5 protein-coding genes are annotated in these 5,476 nt (G+C 41.4%); all 5 read right to left on the bottom strand.

What is annotated here, in order from left to right; translation table 11 throughout:
* Positions 1–18 precede the first annotated feature (18 nt).
* Positions 19–843, bottom strand: a complete 825-nt coding sequence (locus AC1DSE_RS29305; RefSeq protein ID WP_076270107.1) for a carbohydrate ABC transporter permease — start codon at positions 841–843, stop codon at positions 19–21.
* Positions 836–1,675 (bottom strand): carbohydrate ABC transporter permease, encoded by an 840-nt coding sequence (locus AC1DSE_RS29300; RefSeq protein ID WP_372239025.1) that lies wholly within the window; start codon positions 1,673–1,675, stop codon positions 836–838. Before AC1DSE_RS29300 ends, AC1DSE_RS29305 begins: the two co-directional genes overlap by 8 nt.
* A gap of 189 nt (positions 1,676–1,864) precedes the next feature.
* Positions 1,865–3,166 carry an ABC transporter substrate-binding protein gene (locus AC1DSE_RS29295; RefSeq protein ID WP_477528630.1) on the bottom strand — a complete coding sequence of 434 codons (1,302 nt, stop codon included), beginning with the start codon at positions 3,164–3,166 and terminating at the stop codon, positions 1,865–1,867.
* A 174-nt stretch (positions 3,167–3,340) separates the two neighbouring features.
* A complete protein-coding gene (locus tag AC1DSE_RS29290) occupies positions 3,341–5,116 on the bottom strand; it encodes a sensor histidine kinase (RefSeq protein WP_477512631.1) in 1,776 nt (591 codons plus the stop codon).
* 3 nt (positions 5,117–5,119) lie between these two features.
* A partial coding sequence (locus tag AC1DSE_RS29285; protein WP_477528629.1) for a helix-turn-helix domain-containing protein occupies positions 5,120–5,476 on the bottom strand: 357 nt, incomplete at its 5' end.

The raw sequence follows: 5,476 nt of genomic DNA, 5'->3' as shown, positions 1-5,476 counted from the left end.
GCCTGACTCTGATTATGCTTATTTTACTGAACCCGTCATCCCTGCTACGAAATGCTTCTGCATTAGGAAAAACACTAGCGCAGTTGGAATCGTGGATATAACGATCGCTGTCATAATAATGCCGTAATCCGGTGAATAGCTCGATCCTAGATTGGATATGAGCATCGGAATTGTTTTCTTCTCCGGCGATTGCAATACAATGAGCGGCCATAAGTAGTTGTTCCAGCTCGACATGAACGTAATAATTCCTGCCGCTGCATAGGTCGTTTTCATTGTAGGCATGAAGATACGGAAGAAAAGACTGATTTCGTTAAGCCCATCAATTCGGCCCGCCTCCAGCAGCTCCCGCGGAAACATCTTCGTGTTCTGACGGAAGAAGAAAATAAGAAATGCTGTGGTAAAGGTCGGAAGGACTACACCAGACAACGTGTCTATGCCGAGAAAGGGAACAGCTTGCGATATGCCTGCAAACATTTGATACAACGGTACCATGATAGCCGCAAAAGGTATCATCATGGATAACAGCAGGATGTTAAATACAACATCCTTTGCTTTGCTCTTATAAATCTCAAAGCCATAACCAGCGAGTGAGGCAATAACCATGGCCAATATGGTTGTTGTGACCGATATTTTTGCCGAGTTCAACAATGCTGGAACAATATCTACCGTCTCAAATAACTGACTTAAATTTTCAAACAGCTGGCTGCCGGGAAGCAATCTTCCCTTCGTTACGTCAGCCGACTTATTCGTAGCGCTGATAATCATCCAAAGAAATGGAAAGATGGACACGAACGCAGCGACACTTAGAAAAATATAAACAAAAATGCGTTTTAATTTATCCATTTTTATCACCTGCCGCTTTAAACTGTACAAATGCCAATATGATGATCATGATGACGATGGAATACGACACGGTTGCAGCATAGCCGAAATCGGACGAATACTTGAATGACAAATTGTAAATATATTGCGAAATGGACATCGACGCATTACCTGGTCCACCCTTCGTAATATTGACAACTTCATCAAACAGCTGCAAGGTTCCGATCGTTGAAGTAATGGATGTAAACAATATGATCGGTTTAAGCAATGGCACCGTAATGCCAAAAAACTGTCTCGTAGAGGAGGCGCCATCAATTTTTGCTGCCTCATAAATCGAGTGATCAATATTTTGAAGCGCGGACAAGTAGAAAATCATATTATAGCCAGTCCAGCGCCATGTGATTGCAATGATAACTGTTATTTTTGCCCAGAAAGGGTCCGTGATCCATTGAATCGGTGTCGAGACCAAATGGAGATTAGTCAGCATTTTATTGACCAATCCGTCTGTAGCAAACAAGTATTTAAAAATAACGGAATAAGCAACGAGTGAGGTAACGGCCGGTAAAAATATTGCCGTACGGAAAAAACCTTTAAATTTCAGCTTGCTGTCATTTAGTAATACAGAAATAAACATAGCCAAAACAATCATAACGGGTACTTGAATAATCAAATAAATAAATGTGTTTTTAACGGCAGTCAAAAACGTTTTATCGCTGAATAGCCGAACGTAGTTATCAAATCCTGTAAATGATAGATTCATACCTTTACCGGATTTAAACGATAAAATGAGCGCTTGAATCATCGGATAGAAATAGAACGCCGCAATCATAATGACGGCTAGTATAACGAACATCCATCCAGTTAAGTTGGCTCTCGTGCGAATACTCACGCCAGGCCTCGCTGCTTTCACGTTAGCCTAACCCCTTTCTTTACGGAAAAAATAAAACCTTTAGACTCCTCCAGCTCCTGCTGCCGGAAGCCGAACATGCGAATCAGGAGTAGGAGAAGCCCCAGGTTTTATTCACTTGCCGTATGCTCTGATTTATTTAACTTGCGTTTCTGCTTGTGCTTGAGCATCGCTTAACACTTTATCGATTGTTTTGCCGCCTAAGAAATTTTGCATTTCTACAACGAGAATATCTTCAATCGCGTACGTGTGCATGCCGTAGTTCACTTTTGGAATTTTTTCTGTCCATTTAGCGAAATCTTCAATGACCTTTTGTCCGCCGAAAAATTCATCCGATTGCTTGTACGCATCGCCAGCAGCTGCTGCTTTAAGTGTACCGATTGCGCCAATCTCTGTTACAAGCTTCTGATAAAGATCTACATCCGAACCAAATGTTTGTTTCAAGAATTCTGCCGCTGCTTCTTTGCCGTCAACGTTCATGACATACCATGAGCTGCCGCCAAGGTTAGAAGCATTTACGGAATTCGGGTTGTTCGTTAGTTTAGGGAATGGCACGACTGCCCATTTGCCGGACTGTGATGCTTCAGCCTTAACGGAAGCTGTAATCCAGTTGCCGGTAGGGATCGTTGCTACATCACCGCTATTGAATCCACCAACAAATTGGCTCCWGTCAGAAATAACCTTCACGATGTCAGCGTTCATAATTTCTTTGTATGTTTCAAAAGCTTCTTTAAGCGCTTCGTTGCCTGCTAAGTTAGGTGTAGTACCGTCTTCCTTCAAATACCATGAGCCAGCAGATTGGATCATCATGCGAATGAGTCCAAGGTCATTCGGATCTTGTGTAAGAAGTGCTTTGCCTGTTTTGGCTTTCACAGCTTTACCGATCTCGATAAACTTCTTCCAGTCAATATCTTGAAGGTCAGCTAGCTTATAGCCTGCTTCTTCTAAGTAGTCTTTTCTTACGTACAAGCCTGCAGCGCCCGTATCAAATGGTACGCCGTATTGCTTGCCATCTAGGCTAGTTGGCCCGATTTTGTAATCGGCAAAATCGCCTGGCTTAATGAAATCTGTTAATTCGAAAAATGCTTCTGGGTAAGCTTGCAAGAAGCTTTGTGCACGGTAATCTTCAATCAACACGATTGTTGGCAAGCTTTTTGTTGTACCTGCGTTCAAACCAGCATTCAATTTTTGAATAATATCCGCTTGCGCATTTTCAACGATGTTAACTTTTAGAGTGGAATCCGGATTTTTTGCTTTGTAGGCTTCGCTTGCGCGCTCCATAGCACCGATGTTAAAAGCTTTATCCCACGCCCATACTGTAATTTCCTTCGTCCCCTCAGCAGGTGTACCGCCATTGTTAGGAACATTGTTTTCTTTACTAGAACATGCGGTCAGCAGTACGAAGCTGGCCAACATAATTGCAAGTAGTTTTTTCAATTCATTCAACCCCTTGGATACTTATTTGAAAGCGTTTGCCGGCTAACGATTTTAATTATATCAACTCGATAAATTGACCCGTTAGCAATATATTTGTGTGCTTTTGTCATTCTATTGTTACCTTTCCAATCGTTATTATGTAATTGTGATTTATTTTGTTTATTGGTATTTTTTTTAGGAGGATTTGAGCGGAATCCTAATTTTCACCCGTGTTCCCTCACCGATATCACTCACAATTTCAACGCCAAATTCCTCACCATAGAGCAAAACGATCCGATCTTGAACGTTTCGAATGCCAATTCCAGAGAAAAAATGGCTGCCGCTGCTCGAGCTGTTGTCCTGATTTTCATGGTCATAATCCTTCATGCCAACCCCATTGTCGACGACTTCAATCACTAATGCATTTTCCTCGCGCGAGAAAAGCACATAAATATGTCCGTCATTTCGCTCTTGGAAGGCGTGAAAAAAGGCATTTTCAATAAATGGCTGGATGATGAGCTTCGGTAAATGATACCCATAACAATCATTCGAAACAAAATAATTGACGACAATTTGCTCGCCGTAACGAACATGGTTAATGAAAACGTAGTGTTTTAAATTGACGAGCTCTTGCGCTACGCTGATTGTTTCGCTGATGTTGCTTACTGTATTTTGCAATAATGAAATAAGTGAATTGATCGTGGCTGCTGCTTTTTCCTTGTTGCCCTGCTGCACTAATATTTTGACGGATGCTAATGTGTTATAAAGAAAATGAGGATTAATTTGCATTTGCAGTGCTGAAAGCTCTGCATTGCGCTGATCCTTCTGCGTCTGAATCAGCTGCTTAATATAATCATTTAGTTCATCCAACATATAGTTGTAAGCATTTCCGAGCTGCTTAATCTCATAGCTGCCTGTGACGTTAATATAATTATCGAAGTGATTGGCCGTAATACGCGACATTTGTCTAGCGAGCATCGTCAACGATTTCGTCAATCTTCTTGATATAAGAAATACGATAATAAGTGCACTGAAAACAATGGCAATGCAAATAAGCGCAACAGTCTTAAAATCAACCATCTCGCTGAGCACTGCTTGCTTGTCGATTAAATTAACGAGATAAAAATCATAAACGGGCAGATATTGAGAGAGCACCAAGTTGCTTTTCCCCATTACGCTTACATCTTTAAAATCTAATTTTTGCTCGTCAATTTCTTTGGCGTAACCGAGCAGAGCATCTTCTTGTTTTCCTATAAGCTCATGACGATTGCTCGAAACGACCAAACCAGATCGATCCAAAATAACGACATCATTGCCTCTGCTTGTGAAGCTTGAATAAAACCGTTTAAATTCACTTTCCTTTATTGCAAAATAAACAATGCCGTATTTTTTCGCGCTCGTCTTTTCCATAAGTGCCCTGGATGCAACGATAATCGGATCTTCTGCTGACGTATCAACCATGTTCTCAATATCCAACTGATAGATTAACCGCTTTGGCGCGACTAGCGTATTCTCGGTTAAGCGGCTATTTCTTAGCTTCTCCAAGGAACTCGGCCAATAATAGCTGTCTGTCGAATGGTTTTTACCATTAATCCCTGTGATCGTAATGGTGACGGGGTATGCAGCGACATTGGACTGAATCCGTTTCATTTGCATGCTGGCCTCATAATAACTGCTAACCGACGAAATAGCGTTTTTATCCGGCTTTGTGAGGAAACCTTTTATCGAACCATTTTGCAGCACATTATTGGAGGCGGTGACGATCGAATAGTTGAAGGATTCAAAGTTCGCTTTAATTTGACTGATGATTTTGGAATTTGTAATGCTGAAGGTATTCATGAACAGCTTCTCTGACATTTGTATCATGACGGTAGAGGTAAGCAGCGACACGGCAATGATGCTGACAAGCGTAACCGTAAACATTTTTATAAATAGGCCGTGATATTTAAATTTGTCCAAAAAAACTCTCATAACCTAATCCCTCTTCTTGCCCATGTATTGTTTTCTATAATGACTAGGCGACAGACCTGTCAGCTTCTTAAATACTTTCGTGAAATAACTGTGATCTGAGTAACCAACCATGCCGCTAATCTCAGAAATGGACGCTGCGTCTTGCTGCAGCAGCTCAGCCGCTTTCTCCACTCTGATTTTATTCAAATATTCACTAAAGCCTTCTTTATTATGCGCTGTGAAATAACTAGACAAATACGATGGATTAAAATGAAAATGTTTGGCAATCTCCGTCAGACTAAGCGGCTCAGCATAGTTCTCCCGAATAAATTGCAGCAGCAGCGTCATATTCGGGTTGCTGCTTGCTGTTCCTCTCACCTG

The organism is Paenibacillus sp. 01L418, assembly GCF_056400045.1.
Note: the sequence above shows the minus strand (reverse complement) of the source record. Positions and strands in the feature narration are given on the sequence as shown.